At 61.1% G+C, this 18092-nt stretch carries 17 protein-coding genes; 5 read left to right on the forward strand and 12 right to left on the reverse strand.

Translation table 11 applies throughout. The features are described 5' to 3' along the window. Positions 1-3 precede the first annotated feature (3 nt). From BM254_RS07455 to cmoB, 4 genes are read left to right on the forward strand one after another with little or no spacing between them, the layout of a single operon-like run. Positions 4-1020, forward strand: a complete 1017-nt coding sequence (locus BM254_RS07455) for a serine/threonine protein kinase (protein WP_092001086.1) — start codon at positions 4-6, stop codon at positions 1018-1020. A gap of 32 nt (positions 1021-1052) precedes the next feature. Then, positions 1053-1412: a PA3694 family proteiin gene (locus tag BM254_RS07460; RefSeq protein ID WP_092001088.1), complete on the forward strand. Its 360-nt coding sequence runs from the start codon at positions 1053-1055 to the stop codon at positions 1410-1412. Then, positions 1405-2169 carry a carboxy-S-adenosyl-L-methionine synthase CmoA gene (cmoA, locus tag BM254_RS07465; RefSeq protein WP_092001091.1) on the forward strand — a complete coding sequence of 255 codons (765 nt, stop codon included), beginning with the start codon at positions 1405-1407 and terminating at the stop codon, positions 2167-2169. Before BM254_RS07460 ends, cmoA begins: the two co-directional genes overlap by 8 nt. A gap of 14 nt (positions 2170-2183) precedes the next feature. After that, entirely contained in the window at positions 2184-3176 is a 993-nt protein-coding gene (gene cmoB / locus BM254_RS07470) for a tRNA 5-methoxyuridine(34)/uridine 5-oxyacetic acid(34) synthase CmoB (RefSeq protein ID WP_092001094.1), read from the forward strand. A gap of 56 nt (positions 3177-3232) precedes the next feature. Here the strand turns inward: cmoB and BM254_RS07475 are convergent, their stop codons facing one another. The 11 genes from BM254_RS07475 to BM254_RS07525 form a co-directional block, all read right to left on the reverse strand. Next, complete coding sequence (locus BM254_RS07475) at positions 3233-4528, reverse strand: adenylosuccinate synthase (RefSeq protein WP_092001096.1); 1296 nt, start codon at positions 4526-4528, stop codon at positions 3233-3235. A gap of 14 nt (positions 4529-4542) precedes the next feature. Then, positions 4543-5724 (reverse strand): ATP phosphoribosyltransferase regulatory subunit, encoded by a 1182-nt coding sequence (locus tag BM254_RS07480; protein WP_092001099.1) that lies wholly within the window; start codon positions 5722-5724, stop codon positions 4543-4545. 177 nt (positions 5725-5901) lie between these two features. Continuing rightward, positions 5902-6780 (reverse strand): protease modulator HflC, encoded by an 879-nt coding sequence (gene hflC / locus BM254_RS07485; RefSeq protein ID WP_092001101.1) that lies wholly within the window; start codon positions 6778-6780, stop codon positions 5902-5904. A 3-nt stretch (positions 6781-6783) separates the two neighbouring features. Continuing rightward, on the reverse strand, positions 6784-7983 hold the full coding sequence (gene hflK / locus BM254_RS07490; protein WP_092001105.1) for an FtsH protease activity modulator HflK: 1200 nt from the start codon (positions 7981-7983) through the stop codon (positions 6784-6786). Between the two features lie 78 nt (positions 7984-8061). Beyond that, positions 8062-9360 carry a ribosome rescue GTPase HflX gene (hflX, locus tag BM254_RS07495; RefSeq protein ID WP_092001107.1) on the reverse strand — a complete coding sequence of 433 codons (1299 nt, stop codon included), beginning with the start codon at positions 9358-9360 and terminating at the stop codon, positions 8062-8064. 119 nt (positions 9361-9479) lie between these two features. Next, complete coding sequence (gene hfq / locus BM254_RS07500) at positions 9480-9731, reverse strand: RNA chaperone Hfq (RefSeq protein WP_008170056.1); 252 nt, start codon at positions 9729-9731, stop codon at positions 9480-9482. Between the two features lie 36 nt (positions 9732-9767). Further along, positions 9768-10796: a tRNA (adenosine(37)-N6)-dimethylallyltransferase MiaA gene (gene miaA / locus BM254_RS07505; protein ID WP_092001111.1), complete on the reverse strand. Its 1029-nt coding sequence runs from the start codon at positions 10794-10796 to the stop codon at positions 9768-9770. A gap of 10 nt (positions 10797-10806) precedes the next feature. After that, complete coding sequence (gene mutL, locus BM254_RS07510; RefSeq protein ID WP_092001115.1) at positions 10807-12717, reverse strand: DNA mismatch repair endonuclease MutL; 1911 nt, start codon at positions 12715-12717, stop codon at positions 10807-10809. Positions 12718-12737: 20 nt separating this feature from the next. After that, positions 12738-14093 (reverse strand): N-acetylmuramoyl-L-alanine amidase, encoded by a 1356-nt coding sequence (locus tag BM254_RS07515; protein ID WP_092001118.1) that lies wholly within the window; start codon positions 14091-14093, stop codon positions 12738-12740. 36 nt (positions 14094-14129) lie between these two features. Beyond that, complete coding sequence (tsaE, locus tag BM254_RS07520; protein ID WP_092001121.1) at positions 14130-14627, reverse strand: tRNA (adenosine(37)-N6)-threonylcarbamoyltransferase complex ATPase subunit type 1 TsaE; 498 nt, start codon at positions 14625-14627, stop codon at positions 14130-14132. Then, a complete protein-coding gene (locus BM254_RS07525) occupies positions 14624-16183 on the reverse strand; it encodes an NAD(P)H-hydrate dehydratase (protein ID WP_092001124.1) in 1560 nt (519 codons plus the stop codon). The genes tsaE and BM254_RS07525 overlap by 4 nt, the downstream gene beginning before the upstream one ends. 147 nt (positions 16184-16330) lie before the next feature. On the opposite strand from BM254_RS07525, the gene queG reads away from it, so the two are divergent. Further along, positions 16331-17416 carry a tRNA epoxyqueuosine(34) reductase QueG gene (gene queG / locus BM254_RS07530; RefSeq protein ID WP_092001127.1) on the forward strand — a complete coding sequence of 362 codons (1086 nt, stop codon included), beginning with the start codon at positions 16331-16333 and terminating at the stop codon, positions 17414-17416. Here queG and orn read toward each other — a convergent pair. After that, the gene (gene orn, locus BM254_RS07535; RefSeq protein ID WP_092001130.1) at positions 17406-17948 is read right to left on the reverse strand and encodes an oligoribonuclease; all 543 of its coding nucleotides are present in this window, start codon (positions 17946-17948) and stop codon (positions 17406-17408) included. The two genes, queG and orn, sit on opposite strands and share 11 nt — an antisense overlap. Positions 17949-18092 lie beyond the last annotated feature (144 nt).

Below are 18092 nucleotides of genomic sequence, written 5' to 3' on the forward strand. Positions count from 1 at the left end.
CCTATGCCCCATGACCTGCAACTGGCCGTATCCGGCCATCCCTACGACGCCCTCACTCCGGACGCCATCCTGGATGCCCTGGAAGAAGTGGGCTTTCCGGTCAGCGGGCGCCTGTTTGCCCTGAACAGCTACGAGAATCGGGTATATCAGGTCGGCATCGAGGACGAGACTCCGGTGATTGCCAAGTTCTACCGTCCGGGCCGCTGGAGCGAGGCCGCCATCCGCGAGGAACACAGCTTTACCCTGGAACTGGAGGAAGCAGGCATCCCGGTGGTGGCACCGATGATCATGCCGGGCGGAGACACCTTGGGAGAGCATGGCGGTTTCCGGTTTGCGGTCTTCCCCCAGCGGGGCGGCCACGCTCCGGATACCAGTGTCACCGACACGCTGTTCCGATTAGGGCAATGGCTGGGGCAACTCCATAACATCGGGGCTCGCGAACCTTTCCATCATCGGCCCGCCTTTTCCCTGATGGAGGGCATAGAGACCAACAACCGGTTGCTGGTTGAGGGCGACTGGATCCCGGAAGACCTGCGGCCGGCCTGGGACAGCCTGATCCCGCAACTTCTGGACCTGTGCGCCGCCCGCATCGACGATGCCGGCCCGGTGGACACCCTGCGGCTGCATGGCGACTGCCACGCCGGTAACATCCTGTGCCGGGATGAGCAGATGCTGTTTGTCGACCTGGACGATTGCCGCTCCGGCCCGGCCATCCAGGATATGTGGCTGTTGCTGAACGGCGAAGATCACGAACGCGGTGCCCAGCTCGGCGAACTCCTGGAAGGCTATGAAATGTTCCGGGACTTCAACCGTCGTGAACGCCACCTGATCGAGCCCCTGCGCTGCTACCGGCAGATCGCCCATTGCACCTGGCTGGCGAAACGCTGGGATGACCCCGCCTTTCCTCGCTTCTTCCCCTGGTTTGCCCAGCCCCGGTTCTGGTCCGACCAGATCCTGTCCCTGCGGGAACAGATGGCGGCCCTGCAGGCCCCGGCCATCAGTATCCCCGGCCAGTACTAACCTAATTTCATTCACTTCACAACGAGGTAGGCATGAGCCAGAGTGAAGCCCGTTACACCGTCCGCAGCCTGATTGTCACCGCCTTGATCTCCATCGTGGGTACCATCCTGGTACTAGAAACTTCGGGCCGGATCGATCATTCCAGCAATAAAGACCACATGCCCGTCGGTGAATTCGAGGCCATCCACGTCACGCCGGACGAGCCCTTCCGGATGTCGCCCAAGGCTTCGGAACTGCACGCGGTCTGCGAGAATGGCTACCTGGCGATTGCTGCCGACGTGGATCCGTCCTTCCGGGGGATCCTGGTGGACTACAAGAATCGTGGTGTCCGCTGTGCCCGGCCCTCACCCACCGGGCCTGCGGTACCGGAGCAAGGGGCCTCCGATGAGTAAGGAAAGACCCACCCCGACACCTCCGGAACAGGCCACCGATCGCCTGTTCGCCACGGAGCGCAAGCCGGAGGATTTTCGCTTCGATGCGTCCGTGGCGCGGGTGTTTCCGGACATGATCCGCCGCTCGGTGCCCGGCTACACCACCATCATTCCGATGATCGAGGTGATTACCGAGCAATATGCCCAATCCGGCTCCAACTGCTATGACCTGGGCTGTTCCCTGGGCGCTTCTACCCTGGCGATGCGCCATGGTATTGACGACAATGACTGCCAGCTATTCGGGGTGGATAACTCGGCGGCGATGATTGAACGCTGTGAGCATTACATCGCCCTGGACGACTCCTCGCTTCCGGTTACCCTGCGTTGTGAAGACATTCTGGATACCGAACTGAGCAATGCCTCGGTTACCACTCTGAATTTCACCCTTCAGTTCGTACCACCGGAACAGCGGGCAGAACTCCTGGCGCGCATCGCATCGGCGACACGTCCTGGCGGGGTGCTGATCCTGTCCGAGAAGATCCGTTTCGAGTCGGAACAGGAGCAGGAAATCCAGACCCGGCTGCACCATGAGTTCAAGCGGGCAAACGGCTATTCGGATCTGGAAATCAGCCAGAAGCGCTCAGCCATCGAGCAGGTGCTGATTCCGGAGACCCTGGCCGCGCACCGGGAACGGTTGCTGAGCGCCGGTTTCGACCAGGTGATGTTGTGGTACCAGTGTTTCAACTTTGTCTCCATGCTGGCCATCAAGGCCGACTGAGTTATCTATCTGCAATGAAAACTTTCGACTGGAAACGTTATTTCAACCCGGTTCTGTCCGAGCTTGATGCCCAGGGTCTGCAGGATTGGGCAGAGAGCCTGCGCACACAGTTCACCCACAAATTCGAAGAAGCGCCCCACGGAGACCTGGGCCGGTGGCTGCGGGCTGTGGATACCCTGCCCCGGTTGCCGGATGTTCGCGGGCAGTTGAATGCTCCGGCCGTCACCCTGGAAACCGCTCAGGCACTGACAGAAACAGAACAACAGGACCTGGAAGCGGGTTTGCGGGGGCTGATGCCCTGGCGCAAGGGCCCGTTCCGGTTCTTTGATACCTTCATCGACACCGAATGGCGATCAGACTGGAAATGGGACCGGGTCGCTCCCCATCTGTCCGACCTCAAGGGCCGGCAAATCCTGGATGTAGGCTGTGGCTCCGGCTACCATTGCTGGCGCATGTATGGGGCCGGTGCCCGGCGGGTCATTGGTATCGACCCGGGACTGCTGTTCCTGTTCCAGTTCCTCGCGGTGAAGAACTATGTCGGGGAGGTTCCAGTCGACCTGTTGCCAGTGCGAATGGAAGACCTGCCGACCAACCTGGAGATCTTCGACACCACCTTTTCCATGGGCGTGCTCTACCATCGGCGCTCGCCCCTGGATCATCTCCTGGAACTCAAGAGCACCCTGCGCCGGGGCGGCGAACTGGTGCTGGAAACCCTGGTGGTGGACGGGCCGGAAGGCTACAGTCTGATGCCCGAGGACCGCTATGGCCAGATGCGCAATGTCTGGTTCCTGCCCAGCTGCGACACCCTGTTGCGCTGGCTGCAACGCACCGGGTTCCGGGACGCAAAAGTGGTGGACGTCACCGAAACCACCACCGGGGAGCAGCGATCCACGGACTGGATGCGGTTCAATTCATTGCAGGATTTTCTCGATCCGGAGGATCCTTCGAAAACCGTGGAGGGCTATCCGGGCCCGAAACGCGCCACGGTGATTGCCACCAAACCCTGAAACCAGAAAGCCCCGCGATTTGCGGGGCTTTCTGTTTATGGCGGAGCTCTTGTTCCTTACTCGCCGAACGGATGGCGCAACGTGATCGTCTCGATGCGGTCCGGCCCGGTGGAAATGATGTCGATGGGCGCCTCGATCTGCTCCTCCAGGAAGCGGATGTACGCCTTGGCGTTCTCCGGCAACTGATCGATGCTGGTCAGGCCCACGGTGCTCTCGCTCCAGCCCGGCAGGTCCGCATACACAGGCTCGATGTCCTTGTAGCTGTCACAGCCGATGGGCGGGCGGAAGATCTCACCGTTCGGGGTCTTGTAGCCCACACATACCTTGACGGTCTCAAGGCCGTCCAGCACGTCCAGCTTGGTCAGGCAGATGCCGGAGACACTGTTGATCTGGATGGCGTGGCGCAGGGCCACGGCGTCAAACCAGCCACAACGGCGGGAGCGACCAGTGGTGGTACCCACCTCGTTGCCTTTCACCGCCAGGTGCTGGCCCATATCATCAAACAGCTCGGTGGGGAACGGACCGGAACCGACACGGGTGGTGTAGGCCTTGGTAATCCCCAGCACGTAATCCAGGAACAGCGGGCCAAAACCGGATCCGGTGGCGGTACCGCCAGCGGTGGTGTTAGAGGAGGTCACGTACGGATAGGTGCCAAGGTCGATATCGAGCAGCGAACCCTGGGCGCCTTCGAACAGGATGTGCTCGCCGCGCTTGCGGTAGTCGTGCAGCAGGTCGGTGACGTCGGCGGCCATGGGCAGGATTTCCTCACCCATCTGTCTGAGCTCGGCCAGGGCCGCATCGATGTCCTCGGCCTCTTCCTTGAAGTACTCGGTGAGCACGAAGTTGTGGTAGCTCATGATCTCCCGCAGCTTCTCCTCGAAGTCTGCCGGATTGCACAGGTCGCCCAGGCGCACACCGCGGCGGGATACCTTGTCCTCGTAGGCCGGACCGATACCACGGCCGGTGGTGCCGATCTTGTCGTTGCCACGGGCGCGCTCGCGGGCCTGGTCGATGCGGACATGGGTACGCAGGATGATCGGGCAGGCCAGGCTGATTTTCAGGCGCTCACGCACCGCAACGCCGTTGGCTTCCAGCTCCCGGACTTCCTTGAGCAGGGCTTCCGGAGACAGGACCACACCGTTGCCGATCAGGCACTGGACATCCTGACGCAGGATACCGGAGGGAATCAGATGCAGAGCGGTCTTCTTGCCATCGATCACCAGTGTGTGGCCGGCGTTATGGCCACCCTGGAAACGAACCACGGCGGCGACCTTGTCGGTCAGCAGGTCAACAATCTTACCCTTGCCTTCGTCACCCCACTGGGTGCCCAGCACAACTACGTTCTTACCCATGATTCTCTCTCAATTCAGTCCAGCGATTGGACGACCCACTCGCCGTCCTTCTTCACCAATTGCCGGTCACACCCGCGGGTGGCAGGGTTACACCCCTCATCCTCCGGCAATGCCCGGATAACCGTTTCCGTTTTTCTCAGGTCCGAAACCGCCCCTTCCAGAGCCGGATCCTGGTCTGCCGGCGCCCAAACCGCGCCGTTTTTCTTTACTGTCCGCTCGCCCAGGGACACCAGCGCCCGGATATCGAGACTGAAGCCCGTGGCGGGACGGGGACGGCCAAAGTCGCTGCCAATGGCGTCGTAGCGGCCGCCCTTGGCAACGGAATCCCCGTGACCGGGCACATAGGCCGCAAACACCAGGCCGGTGTGGTAGTTGTAGCCCCGAAGCTCACAGAAATCGAAACCGAAGCTCACTTCCGGGAAGTCCCGGGTCAGCATGTTCGCCACACGGTCCAGCTTGTCGAGGGCGGCATCCAGAGACTCGGAGGCACCGCTGAGGATCTTCCGGGCTTCGACCAGCGCCTCGGGGCCACCGCTCACCCGCGCCAGCTTACGGAGCCGGCTGCCGGCGGAGCCTTCCGGGCAGTCACCCAGGAGCTCGTCCAGTTCGGGCACCGACTTGCGGGCCATGGCATCAAAGATGGTCTCTTCGGTGTCCCGGTCGAAATCCGCCTCACCGATCAGGCTCTCGTAAATAGCCACGTGAGCCAGGTCCAGGTGAATACGGGGCAGCCCGGCAACCCGGAGGGTTTCCAGCATCAGGCTGATCACTTCCATATCCGCCGACTCGGAGGCGCTGCCGAACAGCTCGCAACCAGCCTGGATCGGGGTGCGCCCGGTCAGCATATGGCGGGGGCGGGTATGCAGCACATGGCCGGCATAACACAGACGGGTAATACCTTCCTGACCCAGGGTGTGGGCATCGATGCGCGCGGCCTGGGGAGTCATATCCGCACGAACGCCCATCATCCGGCCGGTGAGCTGATCGGTCAGCTTGAAGGTCTGCAGTTCCAAGTCATGCCCGGTCCCGGTAAACAGGGATTCCAGGTATTCGATCAGGGGCGGGATGACCAGCTGGTAGCCCCAGCGTTGGCAGGTATCCATTACGTCCCGGCGCAGGGATTCGATCCGTCCGGCCAGCGGCGGCAGAATATCCTCTACCCCGTCCGGCAGTAACCAGCGATCAGATACTGTCATGAGATTCCGTTGTCTGTTATTCCCGCAACAGTCAGATGACCGCGGGGAGCACTCAGGATTTGTGGCGAAGTCGTGGGTCAGAAAAACCCGATACAAAACCGGCCGAATTTTACACGGTTGTCGGGCACAAAAAAACCGGAATACGAAGGTATTCCGGTTTCCTGCTTCAAACCCGGATCAGTTGGTGGTGCCCAGAGGATCCTTCAGGAACCTGAGGAACTCGCTGTCCGAGTCGATGACCATGATGTCATCCTTGCTGGAGAACGCGTTCTGATACGCCGTGATGCTGCGATAGAAGCTGTAGAACTCCTCGTTCTGGCTATAGGCGTCGGCGTAGATACGCGCCGCCTGGCCATCACCCTCACCTCGCAACTGCTCGGACTTGGAAAAGGCCTCCGCCAGGATCACCGTCTGCTGGCGATCAGCATCGGCGCGAATACCTTCCGCTGCCTCACGACCGCGGGAACGGAATTCCTGAGCCAGCTTTTCACGCTCGGTTGCCATCCGGCGATAGACGTTCTCACTGACCTGTTGCGGCAGTTCAATCGCCTTGACCCGGATGTCCAGCACGCGGATACCAAACTCGGCGACGGAGGTTTCATTGACCTGGTCCCGCAAGGTGTGCATCAGCTCATCCCGCTGGCCGGACACCACCTCGTGCATGGTACGCACGCCAAACTCGTTCCGCAGGCCGTTATCCACCCGGGAGGACAGCAGGGACTGGGCCCGGAACTCGTCACCGCCGGTTGACCGGTAGAAGGTATCCACATCGGCAATCTGCCAGGCGACGTAGGAATCCACGTCCAGCGGCTTTTTCTCGACGGTCAGGTACTGACGTGCCGGAAGATCCATGGTGAGTACCCGTACGTCAAACTCCCGCACCTGATCAATCACCGGCACCTTGAAGTGGATGCCCGCCGGGATATTGGTTTCAATCAATTCACCAAAGCGCAGCAGCACGCCCCGGTGGGTTTCCGGGATGATGTAGACACTGGCCGACACCACCAGAACAACGATCAAGGCACCGGCAAGGCCGATAATACTCTTCGGACCCATTGATTATCTCCCCGTTCTGGAATTGGTAGTCTGACGATTGCGCAGTTCACGCAACACTTCGTCGGTCAGTGACTGGATATCCACCTGGCCGTCCATGGAACCGGTATTACCGGAACTGTCACGACCACCGGTCACTGTATTGCGCTTGATCATCTGATCCAGCGGCAGGTACATCATGTTGTTGGAGGACTCGGTATCCACAAATACCTTGGAGGTGTTGGACATCACGTTCTCCAGCGCCTGGATGTACATACGCTCGCGGGTAACCCGTGGCGCATCGGAATAGACCGCCAGCAGATCCAGATAACGGGCGGTTTCACCCCGTGCGGTCTCGACCACCCGTGATTTGTAGGCGTTCGCTTCCTCGATCATGCGCTGAGCCTTACCACGAGCTTCCGGTACGATCTTGTTCCGATAGGTCTCGGCTTCCTCGATCGAACGCTGCTCGTCTTCCCGGGCCCGCTGAACTTCCCGGAACGCATCCTGAACCGGCGCGGGCGGCTGGGTGCTCTCGACGTTGACCCGGACGACCCGCAGACCGGCACCGTAGTCCTGGAGGAAGGCCTGTAGCCGCTGTTCGACGTTGATCGCCAGCTCGGCACGACCCTCGGTAAGCACTTCATCCAGGGTGGCACTACCTACTTCATGGCGCAGGGCGCTGTCAGTAGCGAAAGCGAGCGCCTGGTTGGAGTCACGCACGTTCAGCACGTAGTCCCGGGCATTGCTGACCTGGTACTGGACCTGCAGGTCTACGGTCACCAGGTTTTCATCCTGGGTCAGCATCTGACCTGCGGACTCGGCGCTACGTACGTTGGTTACCCGAACCTTGCGCACATCATCAATCAGAGGCACCTTGAAGCGCAGACCCGGATCTTCGGTACGGGAATACTCACCGAAACGAAGAACGACAGCCCGCTCCTGCTCGTCCACCGTGTAAAAGGACTGGTAGATGACGTAACCGACAACCAGTATCGCAGCCAGGGCAATAATCGCACCGAAGCCTCCGGCACTGCCGCCAGAGCCACTGTCACCGCCCCCGGACTTGCCGCCTTTACCGCCCAACATCTTGTTGAGCTTGTCCAGGCCCTTTTTCAGTGCCTCATCAAGGTCTGGCGGCCCCTGATCATTTCCGCCGCGACGACCACCACCGGTCCCCCAGGGATCGTTGTCGTTACGGTTTCCACCCGGTTCGTTCCAGGCCATAGTGCTCTCCGTTCCTATACTTGTCGAATGGCTGCAAATACTAGGGATTTATACGCGCCCCGGCAACCGTTTACGCTTTCAGGCGTGGCTGTCTTCAAGGCGAATTTCATGTTCTTTCACGCCCGCCCGGCTCAGCAACTGGAGCCAGTCCCGGTTCTGCAGGCGCACTTCCACCACACTGTCACCCGTTTCCCGATGATCTTCACTGAGCACTGAGCCGGCTTCGTGCAGCAAGGCCCGCAACTTTCCGTCAGCAGGGCCGAGCAGTACGAAATGATGCACGACATCCTCGGCCAGGCGCTCAACGATTGCATCATACAGGATGTCGAGCCCTTCTCCGCTTACCGCCGACACCCAGACCCGCACCGGGACACCCTCTTCATTGCGGTCTATCCGGGGTGTGAATCCGTCCAGCAGGTCGATCTTGTTGAACACCTGTAATACGGGAATCTCGTCCGCTCCGATCTCAGCCAGGACGCTTTCAACCTGCTCGATGTTGTCGTCGCGACGACCATCGTAACAGTCGATTATGTGCAACAGCAGGCTGGCTTCGGTGGTCTCTTCCAGGGTCGCCCGGAAGGCTTCCACCAGTTTGTGCGGCAGGTGCCGGATGAATCCGACCGTGTCCGCCAATACGACCGGACCGATGTCCGGAAGTTCCAGACGCCGCAGCGTGGGATCCAGGGTTGCGAACAGCTGGTTGGCAGCGTAGACGGTGGAGGTGGTCAGCCGATTGAACAGGGTGGACTTGCCGGCGTTGGTATAACCCACCAGCGAGACAGTGGGGATATCGGCCCTGTGCCTGGCACGGCGCCCCTGGTTCCGCTGCCTGCGAACTTTTTCCAGGCGCTTGTGGATAGACTTGATTCGCTCACGCAGCAAGCGGCGGTCAGTCTCGAGCTGGGTTTCACCCGGGCCCCGCAGGCCGATACCGCCCTTCTGTCGCTCAAGGTGCGTCCAGCCGCGAACCAGCCGGGTCGACATGTGCTCGAGCTGGGCCAGCTCCACCTGCAGCTTGCCCTCGTGGGTCCTGGCCCTCTGGGCAAAAATATCGAGAATGACGCCGGTGCGATCCAGCACCCGGCACTTGAGTTCACGCTCGATATTCCGCTCCTGACTGGGACTCAGGGCATGATTGAACAGCACCACATCCGCCTCGGAGGCGGTAATGGCATCACGGATCTCTTCCAGCTTGCCTTCACCCACGAACAATCGCGGGCTCGGCTGCTTGCGCGAACCGGTGACCACAGCCACGGGCTCCACACCGGCAGAGGTCACCAGCTCCCGGAACTCTTCCAGGTCTTCGGAATCCTCATAGGCGGTAAAATCGATGTGAACCAGAACCGCCCGTTCGCCGACATCAGGACGCTCAAACAACTTGTACAGACTCCCGGGTCATCAGAATCGACCCCTCAGAAAAACAAACACCCGCGCACCTGGGAGCCGCGGGACGGCTCTTCGGAAACGCGGGTGGCAATACCGGGAAAGCGGCTGTATCAGTCTTCAGACTCGCCCTCTCCTCCCGGAGCCTGCTGCGGAATGCGGACATTGCGGGCAGGAACCACAGTGGAAATTGCGTGCTTGTAGACCATCTGGCTGACAGTGTTTTTCAGCAAAATCACGAACTGGTCGAAAGACTCAATCTGGCCCTGAAGCTTGATACCGTTGACCAGAAAGATGGAAACCGGGATGCGCTCCTTGCGCAATGCATTGAGGTAAGGGTCTTGTAAGGAATGCCCTTTTGACATGTGTGTTCTCCTGTTTTTAGTAGATGCAGATCGTCGTTATTCAGATTTTAATGTGGTGCGAAGTCCGAGCTTTTTCAAGGCTTTTTCGGCGACCAGTTTATCGTCGCTGTCCAGCCAGTGGACATCGGACCATTTTCTCAACCAGGTGAGCTGCCGTTTTGCCAGCTGGCGGGTAGCAGCCACACCCTTGCTCACAAACTCGTCATAGTCACTGTTGCCGGCAAGATGTTCCCATGCCTGCCGATAACCGACACAGCGCATTGACGGAAGTTCCGGATCAAGGTCACCCCGGGCCATAAGCGCCCGGACCTCATCAAGAAAACCGGCGTCCAGCATTCGCCGGAAACGCAGTTCTATCCGGTCATGAAGCACTTTGCGCTCACCGGGTGCGATTGCAAGTTGCGTTATAGTATACGGCAGAGCACTCCCTTCGTCTGCCTGCCACCGGGTGAAATAGGTGTAATCCTCGACTTCTGCTCCACCCGATGCCCCTTTTTCCGCCTGCCAGAACGCCGAGATAGGTTTCCCGGTCAGCCTGATCACTTCCAGCGCCCGCAGCAGTCGTTGCCGGTTATTGGGGTGGATAAGGCGGGCCGCCACCGGGTCCTTCTGCTGTAACTCGTCATGAAGAGCCTGCCAGCCTTTCTCGGCCGCCTCGCGCTCTAACCGCGCTCGTAACTCAGGATTCGCGGATGGCAACCCGGACATGCCGTGCAGCAGGGCCTTGAAATACATCATGGTGCCGCCCACCAACAGCGGGATGCGCCCGGCTTCAGTAATCTTCTTCATCTCCGCCAGGGCGTCGCGGCGGAAGTCGGCGGCGGAATAATTTTCTGCCGGATCACAGATATCGATAAGCCGGTGCGGCGCCCGGGCCAGTTCTTCGGCCGAAGGCTTGGCGGTGCCGATGTCCATCTCGCGGTAGATCAGGGCGGAGTCGACGCTGATGATGTCGCAGGGCAGGTGCTCACAAAGGGCGATCGCCAGATCGGTCTTGCCCGAAGCGGTTGGCCCCATCAGGAAAATGGCAGGCGGGTGCTTGCCCGGTGCATTACTGGTCGTCATCAGGACTGCCTCAACGCCCGCGCAGGAACAGTTTGTCCAGCTCGCTCAGGGTCACCAGGGTCCAGGTGGGACGGCCATGGTTGCACTGGCCACTGCGCTCCGTTGCTTCCATGTCCCGAAGCAGGGAATTCATCTCGGGGATGGTCAGCTGCCGATTTGCCCTGACCGAGCCGTGGCAGGCCATGGTGCCCAGCAGTTCGTGGGTAACGGCCTCGACCCGGTCACTCTGGCCATGCTCGATGAGATCGGCCAGCACATCCCGGACCAGCTGTTCGGTGTCGGCACCACGCAGGAGCGCCGGCACCTGCCGGACCGCCAGGGTTTCCGGACCGATCCTTTCGATCTGCAGACCCAGTTGCTGCAACCCTTCACCGTGAGTTTCCGTGAGCGCCGCTTCTTTCTGGCTGACTGCCATCGATACCGGCACAAGCAGCGGCTGGCTCTTCAGGTCCTGCTCCGCCAGTGCCCGCTTCATCCGCTCGTAGGTGATGCGTTCATGGGCCGCGTGCATATCCACCACAATAAGACCGGCACGGCTCTGGGCCAGGATATAGATTCCGTGCAGCTGGGCGATGGCATAACCCAGGGGAGGCTCCTCCTCACTATCGGCGGGCGGCGTCGCCTGCACCTGTGCCAGTCCGGCCGAACCGGGAGAGGACTCGGCGGTCACCCCGCCGCCAGCGTTCAGGGACTGATAGAACGCCATCTGGTCACTGGCACGCCATTCCTGCTGCGGCTCCGGCGGCCGGTTCCCACTGAAACCGGAAGGCGAAGGGCCACCATGACCGGCATTCTCCCGGGGCGGGTAAGACCAGCCCTGCTGCGGATTCATGGTGCCGGTATTTTCCGGCCCCGCCGGCTGGACTGAAGCCTCCCGGCCAAAGGACTGGGCCACCGCACCGCGGAAGTGGTCATCGGGCCGGACATCCGCCAGCGCCCGGTGCAGGGTGCGGAAAATGAAATCATGGACCAGGCGGCCGTCCCGGAACCTCACCTCGTGCTTGGTGGGATGCACGTTCACATCCACCGTGGCGGGATCCACTTCCAGGTAGAGCACAAAGGCAGGGTGACGATTGTTGTACAGCACATCCCGATAGGCCTGGCGCACCGCATGGGCCACCAGCTTGTCCCGGATCACCCGGCCGTTGACGAAGAAGTACTGCAGGTCCGCCTGACTGCGGGAAAACGTGGGCAGGGCAACCCAGCCCCAGAGCCGCAAGCCGGTGGCCTCGGCATCTATGACCACGGCATTGTCGATGAACTGCTGGCCACACAAGGCACCGATTCGGCGCTCCCGGTCCAGCGGTGACTCGGCCGGTCGCAGGCTCTGCACCACGCGCTGGTTATGGCGCAGGGTGAAACCGGTGTCGAACCGGCTCAGGGCCTGGCGACGGATACACTCGTCGACATGGTTGAACTCGGTTTTCTCGGTACGAAGAAACTTCCGGCGGGCCGGCGTATTGAAGAACAGATCGCGAACTTCCACGGTGGTCCCGACCGGATGCGCCGCGGGAGAAATCCGGGCGTCCATTTCACGGCCCTCGACTTCCACCCGGGAGGCGGCTTCCTGGTTTTCGGTTCGGGACGTCAGGGTCAGTCGGGACACGGAACTGATACTGGCCAGCGCCTCGCCGCGAAACCCGAGGGAGGCAACCGCTTCGAGGTCATCGAGACTGGTGATCTTGCTGGTCGCGTGGCGGCTGAGGGCCAGAGGCAGGTCATCTTCCTCGATACCACTGCCGTCATCACGGACGCGGATAAGCTTGACGCCACCCTGCTCTATCTCGACATCGACCCGGCTGGCACCGGCATCCAGGGCATTTTCGACCAGCTCTTTGACCACCGATGCGGGACGCTCCACCACCTCCCCCGCGGCTATCTGGTTCGCCAGCCGGGGAGAGAGCAAATGAATGTGGGGCATGTTTCGGGAAAACCTCTTACTCAGGATGCGGGAATACGAATGGTTTGCCCTACCATAACACGGTCATCCCTCAAGCCGTTAAATCGCATCAACTCGTTAACGGAAATCTGGTTTTCCTTGGCCAGCTGGGACAAGGTATCCCCCCGCTGGATCCGGTACTGACTGACGTCATTGCCACCCTTGCCATTCTGCTTCTGCCATGCCAGCAACGTGCCTGGCGGCGGCGTCTTGCGGAAATAATCCTCGATGCCCTCCATGATGGCACCGGCCAACCGGCTGCGATACCAGTCCGTCGCCAGGTTCTTCTCTTCCTGGGGATTGGAAATGAAACCTGCTTCAACCAGGATCGAAGGGATGTCCGGCGACTTGAGAACGACAAACGCCGCCTGCTCCACGCCCGGCTTGTGCAACTTGGCCACCCGGTCCAGCTTACCCAGCACCGAGCTGCCCACGCCCAGGCTGGCGTTGATACTGGCGGTCATGGACAGGTCCAGAAGAACACCCGCGAGCATATCGTCCCGACCTTCCAGGGATACGCCACCGGTGCCACCGATCAGGTCAGAGCGGTTCTCACTCTGGGCCAGCCAGCGGGCTGTCTCACTGGTCGCTCCGCGCTGGGACAGGGCAAAGACGGACGCCCCTTTCGGTTGCGGTGTGCGGAAGGCGTCGGCATGAATGGATACGAACAGGTCTGCGTTGTATTTCCGGGCCAGCAGCGTCCGGTTACGCAAACCAACGTAGTAGTCACCGGTGCGAGTCAGCTTGGCGGTGTAGCCCGGCTGCTTGTTGATCAGTGCCTCCAGGGTTTTCGCCATTTTAAGGACCACGTCCTTCTCCCGGGTTCCTCTCGGCCCGATGGCTCCGGGGTCCTCTCCACCGTGGCCGGCATCAATCACCACGATGACATCCCGCTTGCCCGCAGAATCCTGGGTTACCGTCGGCCGGGTCGCCCGCTCCAGGCGGCTGCCGCTCTCGTCGATCAGGTCCACCACCAGACGGTGACCGTACTGCTGATTGGGCTCCAGTTGGAAACTCCGGGGCTTGATGTCGCTCTTGAGATCGAGCACCACCCGCAGGTCATTACCGTTCCGCGGCGCGCTGCGAATCCGCTTGATCGGGCTGCCGGAAAGTTCGAGATTGTCCAGGTCGGCCTTGAGCGAGGCATTACTCAGATCAATCACCAGCCGTGAAGGGCCGCTCAGGGAGAAGATGTTGTGTTGTAGCGGGCCGGTCACGTCCAGCACCAGGCGCGTGTGGTCCGGCGCGGGCCAGATCCGCGCACCCTCGACACGGTCACCCGCTGCCGCTCCCCAAGCCAGGGCCCAGGCTGTGACCAGCGCCAGCAAATTGATAAGGCTGCGTTTTCCCTTGAACATACCGCTTACCTGCAAAATATCAGCTGTCACCGGCGGTCAGTGTTCCGGACCGACCAGTTCCAGCTCGTTCATCAAATGGGCGCCCTGGGCCGAACGGGCCCGGATGACCACGGACCGCCCGTCACCCTCGCGCTCAAGGTGGATCTCCAGGTCCGGTTCCGGCAGGACACCTTTGCCCCGCTCCGGCCATTCGATCAGGCACAGGTTGTCTCCGGAAAAATAATCCCGGATACCCATGTACTCCAGCTCTTCCGGATCGCCCAGGCGATACAGATCAAAATGATAGGCCGGCGGCTTCAGATGCTCGTAGGGCTCCACCAGGGTGTAGGTGGGGCTCTTCACAGCGCCCTCGTGCCCGAGGCCACGCATGACACCACGGCTCAGGGTGGTCTTGCCCATCCCGAGGTCGCCGTCCAGAAATACCGTCAATCCCTGCCCGGACTCGATGACCAGCCGCGCCAGTTCATGGCCAAGCTTTTCGGTTTCCGCCTCGCCTTCCAGAAACAGGCGGCGCTCGTTACCGTAAATCGTCATCCATCCTCCCGTTTCTGCACATCGTTAAACTCGATTTGCCGGAATACCGACGGCAGGCTATCAATCACATCGGTTGGTATCAGCCCCATATAGCCGCGCGCCTCCGAGGCCCGGTCAGCCGCTGCCAGATGGGCACAGGCCCCCAGGATGCTCGCCTGGGCCAAGCCATCCAACTGACCGCACATGGCGCCGAGAATTCCCGCGAGCACATCACCCATGCCGCCGGTGGCCATTCCCGGGTTGCTGCCGCTGATAATATCCACCGTCTGTGACCCTGAGGCAATGACCGTTCCCGCGCCCTTGAGCAGAATCACACCACCATATATGGACTGCAGTTTGCGCGCCGCCGCCATCCGGTCAACCTCGACTTCCGCCACGCTGCACCCCAGTAGCCTGGCGGCTTCTCCCGGATGCGGCGTCAGTACCTGATGTTCCGAAGGCACGGCGACCCGGGCCGCCATCAGGTTCAGGGCGTCTGCATCCAGCACTCTTGGCTTGTCACTGGCCAGCACCTGCTGAAGCATCTGCTGCCCCCAGGCACTCTTGCCGATCCCCGGCCCGCATACCACGACCGATGCGGCTTCAAGCAGCGGTGGCAGTTCAGAGCCATGAATAAGGCCGTGCACCATTACCGACGGGCAGCGGGCCAGCGCCGCCGAGATATGTTCCGGGCGCGTTGCCAGTGACACCAGACCGGCTCCGGAACGGGCCGCCGCCTCTGCAGCCATCAGGCCGGCGCCGCCAAATCCACGATCCCCGGCAATAATGAGCACGTGGCCGAACCGCCCCTTGTGGGCATTGGCCGCACGCTCGGGGAGCCAGCGACCCACGCTTTCCCAGTGCCGTAACCGGCCCACGGGAGCCTGGCCACTGGCACCGATGTCGTTTTCGGTTCCGAGCGAGTCAAACATGACCTCGCCACATACCGCGGGGCCCTGGCCGGTGAACAGCCCGGATTTAAGGCCGATGAAGGTGACCGTCATCGTTGCCCGGACCACATCACCGTCGGCAACACCGGTCGTCGCATTCAGCCCCGAAGGCACATCCACCGCAAGCACCGGCACGCCACTGGCATTGCAACGGGCAATGACGCCGGCAAACGGCTCCCGGGGCGCTCCGGAGACCCCGGTCCCCAGCAAGGCATCGACAATCAGGCCCGCATGCTCAAACGAAGCATCGAGGGCTACCTCATCAATCCCTGACAGTTCACGCACTTCGACGCCGTCTGCGACGGCCTTTTGCCAGGCTTTCCGGGCATCGCCGGCAAGCTTTTCTGTCGGGGCAACGGCAATGCAGGACACTGTGAGTCCGTGCCGCTTGGCGTTGGCAGCCACCAGGTAACCGTCACCACCGTTATTGCCCGCCCCGCACAGCACCAGTACCGGCCCGCAATCGGGCCAGCGGCGGACCAGCCTCCGGAAAGCCGCATGGGCTGCCGTCTGCATCAGTTCGAAACCGTCCACACCCAGTTCGTCAATCACGTAGCGGTCCATCTGCCGCACAGCATCGGCGGAATACAGGTCGTCTGGTAGACTGTGCGCAGATATGGGCGGCATGAGCCTGAGCTCCCGTTACAGAAACCGGTTTAAGAAAATTGGCCAGATACCTGTAAAGCATAGCAAAACAGGGGAAAAGGTCATAACTTAATCAAATTAAACTTCCGCAGTGAATCCACCCGGACAACGCCCGCTGGCAAACCATCCATGACCAAGCCACAAAAAACTCCTCCAGTACCGCCCGAACTCGATGATTTGCCAGGCAAAATCCGGCAATGGGCGCGAGAGCTGGGCTTTGCCGATGCTGGCATCACCCTGCCGGAAACCGGTCCCCACGCGGACCGGCTGCAGGCCTGGCTTGCCGAGGGATACCAGGGCGAGATGGACTACATGGGCCATCACGGCGACAAGCGTTACACCCCGACTTCATTGGTGCCCGGCACGGCGAGGATCATCTCGGTACGACTGGATTATCTGCCGGCGCCGGATAACCCGAAACAAGCGCTCACTGACCGGGGAACCGCCTACGTAACTCGCTACGCCCTGGGGCGGGACTACCACAAGCTGATGCGCAAGCGCCTCGCCACTCTGGCGAAATGGATCGATGAGGCGGTCAGTGGGTTCGAGTACCGGGCTTTTGTCGACAGCGCTCCGGTGCTGGAGCGGGCGCTGGCACAACGGGCAGGACTGGGCTGGATCGGCAAGAACAACATGGTGATTCACCCGAAGGCCGGGTCGTTTTTCTTCCTGGGCGAGATTTTTACCAGCGCTCCCCTGCCGGTGGATCCGCCCTTCGAATCAGAACACTGCGGCAGCTGCTCCGCCTGTCTGGAGGTGTGCCCCACGGACGCTTTTGTCGGTCCTCACCTGCTCGATGCCCGGCGCTGCATCAGTTACCTGACCATTGAGCTGAAAGGTTCGATTCCGGAGGAATTGCGGCCGAAAATGGGTAACCGGGTGTTCGGCTGCGATGATTGCCAGCTGGTCTGCCCCTGGAACAAGTTCAGCAAGCCGACGGCGGAGCAGGATTTCCAGCCCCGGCACGGGCTGGATAACAGTTCGCTGGCGGAGTTGTTCCTGTGGACGGAGGAGCAGTTCCTGAAACGGACGGAAGGGTCGGCTATCCGGCGTACCGGTTACGAGGGCTGGCTCCGGAATCTGGCGGTAGGGCTGGGCAATGCGCCTACCACAATTCCGGTGGTGGAGGCGCTGAAGCAGCGGGCGGACCACCCGTCAGAGATGGTCCGTGAGCATGTGCACTGGGCGTTACGCCGGCACGGGCTTACACCTTGAAGAAGTGGTCCCGGTAGTGGCGCAGTTCGTTGATCGAGTCTCGGATGTCGTCCAGCGCCAGGTGGCTGCCTTTTTTCTTCACGCCGTCGAGTACGTCGGGGCGCCAGCGGCGGGCCAGTTCCTTAACGGTGGAGACGTCGAGGTTACGGTAGTGGAAGAAGGCCTCGAGTTCCGGCATGTACTTTATCAGGAAGCGGCGGTCCTGGCCGATGCTGTTGCCGCACAGGGGTGATTCGCCGGGGCCCACGTGTTTTTTCAGGAACGCGAGGGTTTCCTGTTCGGCTGCCGATTCGGTGATGATGCTTTCTTTGACGCGTTTGGTGAGGCCGCTGGCTCCGTGGGTGTTAGTGCACCATTCGTCCATGGCCTCGAGGAGGCTGTCGGGCTGGTGGATTGCGATGACGGGGCCCTCCGCGACGATATTCAGTTCGGCATCGGTAATGATGGTGGCCATTTCTATGATGCGTTCTTTTTCCGGATCGAGGCCGGTCATTTCCAGGTCGATCCAAACTAGGCGGTTGCCTTCTGACATGTGTTCCTAACCTTCTGATTTGGGGGCAGGCTAGCAGTGGGGTAGCCTCTTCGGGAACCGCTACGAGCACGTCCATGTGCGCTTGTTTCAGGCCATCCTTGGCCTTCAACATTCCCGAAGAGGCTACCCCACCGCTAGCTCATA

The organism is Marinobacter pelagius (assembly GCF_900114925.1).
Classification (GTDB): domain Bacteria; phylum Pseudomonadota; class Gammaproteobacteria; order Pseudomonadales; family Oleiphilaceae; genus Marinobacter; species Marinobacter pelagius.

Bases quoted from the DNA above. Each gene is read 5' to 3' on its own strand.
- BM254_RS07460 (WP_092001088.1), top strand. From the start codon at position 1,053: ATGAGCCAGAGTGAAGCCCGTTACACCGTCCGCAGCCTGATTGTCACC.
- queG (WP_092001127.1), top strand. From the start codon at position 16,331: ATGACCAAGCCACAAAAAACTCCTCCAGTACCGCCCGAACTCGATGAT.
- mutL (WP_092001115.1), bottom strand. From the start codon at position 12,717: ATGCCCCACATTCATTTGCTCTCTCCCCGGCTGGCGAACCAGATAGCC.
- BM254_RS07475 (WP_092001096.1), bottom strand. From the start codon at position 4,528: ATGGGTAAGAACGTAGTTGTGCTGGGCACCCAGTGGGGTGACGAAGGC.
- tsaE (WP_092001121.1), bottom strand. From the start codon at position 14,627: ATGACGATTTACGGTAACGAGCGCCGCCTGTTTCTGGAAGGCGAGGCG.
- BM254_RS07455 (WP_092001086.1), top strand. From the start codon at position 4: ATGCCCCATGACCTGCAACTGGCCGTATCCGGCCATCCCTACGACGCC.
- hflC (WP_092001101.1), bottom strand. From the start codon at position 6,780: ATGGGTCCGAAGAGTATTATCGGCCTTGCCGGTGCCTTGATCGTTGTT.
- hfq (WP_008170056.1), bottom strand. From the start codon at position 9,731: ATGTCAAAAGGGCATTCCTTACAAGACCCTTACCTCAATGCATTGCGC.
- miaA (WP_092001111.1), bottom strand. From the start codon at position 10,796: ATGACGACCAGTAATGCACCGGGCAAGCACCCGCCTGCCATTTTCCTG.
- orn (WP_092001130.1), bottom strand. From the start codon at position 17,948: ATGTCAGAAGGCAACCGCCTAGTTTGGATCGACCTGGAAATGACCGGC.
- cmoB (WP_092001094.1), top strand. From the start codon at position 2,184: ATGAAAACTTTCGACTGGAAACGTTATTTCAACCCGGTTCTGTCCGAG.
- BM254_RS07480 (WP_092001099.1), bottom strand. From the start codon at position 5,724: ATGACAGTATCTGATCGCTGGTTACTGCCGGACGGGGTAGAGGATATT.
- BM254_RS07515 (WP_092001118.1), bottom strand. From the start codon at position 14,093: ATGTTCAAGGGAAAACGCAGCCTTATCAATTTGCTGGCGCTGGTCACA.
- BM254_RS07525 (WP_092001124.1), bottom strand. From the start codon at position 16,183: ATGCCGCCCATATCTGCGCACAGTCTACCAGACGACCTGTATTCCGCC.
- cmoA (WP_092001091.1), top strand. From the start codon at position 1,405: ATGAGTAAGGAAAGACCCACCCCGACACCTCCGGAACAGGCCACCGAT.
- hflK (WP_092001105.1), bottom strand. From the start codon at position 7,983: ATGGCCTGGAACGAACCGGGTGGAAACCGTAACGACAACGATCCCTGG.